This window comes from Corallococcus sp. CA047B, from assembly GCF_003612065.1.
In the GTDB taxonomy this organism is placed as follows: Bacteria; Myxococcota; Myxococcia; order Myxococcales; family Myxococcaceae; genus Corallococcus; species Corallococcus praedator.
The window spans coordinates 1-3,045 of sequence record NZ_RAWD01000557.1 but is presented as its reverse complement, the minus strand read 5'-3'; the positions used below and the strand labels follow the sequence as shown (position 1 = coordinate 3,045).

Below are 3,045 nucleotides of genomic sequence, written 5' to 3'. Positions count from 1 at the left end.
GTTCGGGGGGTGGCGGTGGTCATCGGGAGGCTCCGGAGCGCGAGTCGGTGGTAGCGGCCTGGCGGGCACGGGCCCAGCGCAGCATCTGGGGTTTGAGCCAGAGGCGCGGACGCCCGGCGCCCAGGTCGAGCACGGGGCGGGGCATGTCCGGGTAGCGGCGCAGGTACGTGCTGACGCTGTTGGGGTGCGCGAGGCGCAACAGGCCCGCCACCGCCTGGGCGTCAATCAGGTCCTTCGTATTCACCAGGGGGCACATGGGGGTGTCTATACGCGTAGACACGCACGGATGCACGGAATCCTTCCCGCCCCGTGGGGGTGGGCGGACGGGGCGGGGGTTGGCTGCCGGGACGCCCGCAGAGAGGCCCTGGGTCGCGCACCGCGCATGCAAGACTGAGCGGAAACCTCGCAGGGAGAATCAGTGTCCAGTCTTCGTGGCCGTTGGACCGATGCGGTGCTCGACCCCTTCCGTTCCATGGGGGACCCCGTGGCGGATCCCGTCATCCAGTCAGTCTTCGCCAACAAGGAGGCGGAGGCCGTCAACCGCATGCTCCGGAGCATTGAGTCGAACGTGCACCTCGTGCCCGCGGAGATGCCGGACTCCGTGGAGGTGTACCTGAATGAAACGGATGACTGGCCCACCTGGGCGGATCCGGAGAAGGTCCGACTGGGGCAGAAGCTCTTCCACCGCTACGGCATGCAGATGACCCTGGCGCTCTTCCTGTGGTCCCTGCCCTCCGCCTACGCGTGGGCGAAGGCGGCCCGGGTGCTGACGTGGACGGGCGGCATCGACAAGTACGTGCACCGCCGCATCATCGAAACGGCCCAGTTCGTCCTGGACGTGATGGCGGAGGGCGGCCTGGAGCACGGCGGCTTCGGGGTCCGCACGGCGCAGAAGATCCGCCTCCTGCACGCCGCCATCCGCCACCACATCTCCAGGGATCCGCGGTGGAAGGCCTCCGAATGGGACATGCCCATCAACCAGGAGGACCAGGTCGCGACGCTCCTGTCGCTGGCCCTGGTGCCCCAGGTGCTGCCCAAGCTTGGGATGGACTTCACCCCGGAGGAGGAGCACGCCTACTTCCATTGCTGGATGTTGATTGGTCATTTCATGGGCATCCGGCCCGAGCTGCTGCCGCGCGACCTGGAGGATGGCCAGCAGCTCTGGGCGGCCATCACCGAGCGGCAGGTGGCACCGTCGGAGAACGGGGCCGCGCTCACCCAGGCGCTCGTCGACTACCTGAAGCTGCGCATCCCCGGCACGATGATGGACGGCCTCGCGGTGACGTTGATCCGCGAGCTGTGCGGCGACACGGTGTCGGAGGCCGTGGGGCTGGAGAAGACGGACTGGACCCGCCACCTGCTGACGCCGATGAAGTGGATGTTCAACCTGGCGGACGAGGTGCAGGACCAATCCGGGCTCGCGGCGAAGCTGTCCGCTTCCCTCTCGCGCAAGCTCATCGAAGGACTGCACACCTCCGAGCGGGGCGGCGGCCGGGTGAACTTCCGCATCCCTGAATCACTCCAGGAGGCGTGGAGCGTCAGCGGCACCGTCCCGCCTCGGGCGGAGTAGCCGGCGGCGCCCCGTCGTCTCCGGACAGGACAAAGCCCCGGGCTCCTCTCGTGGGAACCCGGGGCTTCTTCACGTCAGGACATCAGCTTCGGACTACTCCGCCCACCAGGTCTCGGTGAACACGCTGAAGCCGTTCACGGTGTCCACGAAGATGGAGACGTTGTGGCGGCTCCACGGGTCATCCGAGTAGCTGAAGATGCAGCCCTTGAAGGAGCGGCCCGCGCTCAGCGCGTCCAGGTTCGCCAGGCCCGCGTTCCGCACCGAGGCGGAGATCAGCGCGTTGCCGTTGACGTAGTTGATGGTGTTCACGACCGCGGCGCGCACTTCAGCGGCGTTGGCCAGGTTCGGACGGATGGTGGCGCCCGACGGGACGCTGCTGGGCTCCAGGCCGAAGCAGGTCGGACCGCCCTGGGAGTAGCCATGGTAGGCCGTCACTTCATTCCACCAGTCGAAGTGGCGCTTCAGCTGCGCGCCATAGGACCCGTTGCTCGGGATGGCGTTGAGCGCGGTGGCGAGCGCCTCGAACGGGCGGCTCAGCGTGGCGGAGTTCCGGATGCTGCGGAAGCTGACCTCGCCGATGCCCGCCACGTTGGAGATGGCCTGCGCCGTCGTGAACGGGCGCAGGTTGAGGAGGTTCGCGGCGCCGTTCCACGCATCCGGCAGGACGTCGTGCAGCTCCGAGTCCGGGATGGTGTTCACCAGCGACACGATGGCGGCCGCGTCGGAGGTGGAGATGGCGAGCCCGTCGAAGATGCCGACACAGCTGGAGCCGATGGCGCCCGTGGCGCGCGCGCCCTGCTCGATCTGCTTCAGACGGGTCTCAGCGACCAGGTTCACCGACGACACGTCCGCCAGCGACGTGAACGGGGCCGTCGCGCGGCGGCTCACGAGGTTCGTGACGACATTGCTCGGCAGGTACGTGTCCAGCGTCTGGAAGGACGCCGTGTTCACGAAGGTGATGATGCCCTGGCACTCCGGGGCCACATCCACGTTCGTGGTGGTGATGGGCGCCTGTTGCGACTCGATGGACGGCGACGTGAGGGACTCGGGGGACGGCTCGGTTTCGAGACCGCCGCAACCGGCGAACATGCTCACTGCAAGAAGGGCTGAGCCAAGACGACGCATCCGGAACTCCTGGAGGGGGGAGACTGCGATGTGACGCGGCTCAATACACCAGAATGGTCTGACTCACCCCGCCTGTTTCACTTTGGACCCACCCGGTTCGTGTCACGTTTCAGTGAACAACTTCTGATTCCGCTGGGAGCGTCATCGCGGCCCGGGGAGAGACTTCCTGACGTGAGAACACATGTGCTTCCAGGCATCACGGCCTGGAAGTCCGGAGATGACCTTCCAGGTTGAGTCGGATTCATGCGACCCTGGAGGTTGATGGCTCCAGAACGGACACAGGTGTTCCCGGCGGCGCTCCAACCCGGCACGGAGGTGGGGCGCTGGCGCGTGCTCGGGACGTTGGGGGT

General features: G+C 67.2%; 3 protein-coding genes. 1 reads left to right on the top strand and 2 read right to left on the bottom strand.

The features are described from left to right. Window positions 1-19: 19 nt before the first annotated feature. The gene (locus D7X74_RS40885) at window positions 20-256 is read right to left on the bottom strand and encodes a hypothetical protein (protein WP_199742018.1); all 237 of its coding nucleotides are present in this window, start codon (window positions 254-256) and stop codon (window positions 20-22) included. A gap of 228 nt (window positions 257-484) precedes the next feature. Here D7X74_RS40885 and D7X74_RS40880 point away from each other — a divergent pair, with 228 nt between their 5' ends. Then, window positions 485-1,570 (top strand): oxygenase MpaB family protein, encoded by a 1,086-nt coding sequence (locus D7X74_RS40880; RefSeq protein WP_233596042.1) that lies wholly within the window; start codon window positions 485-487, stop codon window positions 1,568-1,570. Window positions 1,571-1,663: 93 nt separating this feature from the next. On the opposite strand, the gene D7X74_RS40875 is transcribed toward D7X74_RS40880, so the two are convergent. Then, the gene (locus D7X74_RS40875) at window positions 1,664-2,659 is read right to left on the bottom strand and encodes a hypothetical protein (RefSeq protein ID WP_370450863.1); all 996 of its coding nucleotides are present in this window, start codon (window positions 2,657-2,659) and stop codon (window positions 1,664-1,666) included. Window positions 2,660-3,045: the final 386 nt, after the last annotated feature.

What these genes read in the sequence shown, in the direction of transcription:
- D7X74_RS40875 (WP_370450863.1), bottom strand. Translation starts at nt 2,659, where the DNA reads ATGTTCGCCGGTTGCGGCGGTCTCGAAACCGAGCCGTCCCCCGAGTCC.
- D7X74_RS40885 (WP_199742018.1), bottom strand. Translation starts at nt 256, where the DNA reads ATGTGCCCCCTGGTGAATACGAAGGACCTGATTGACGCCCAGGCGGTG.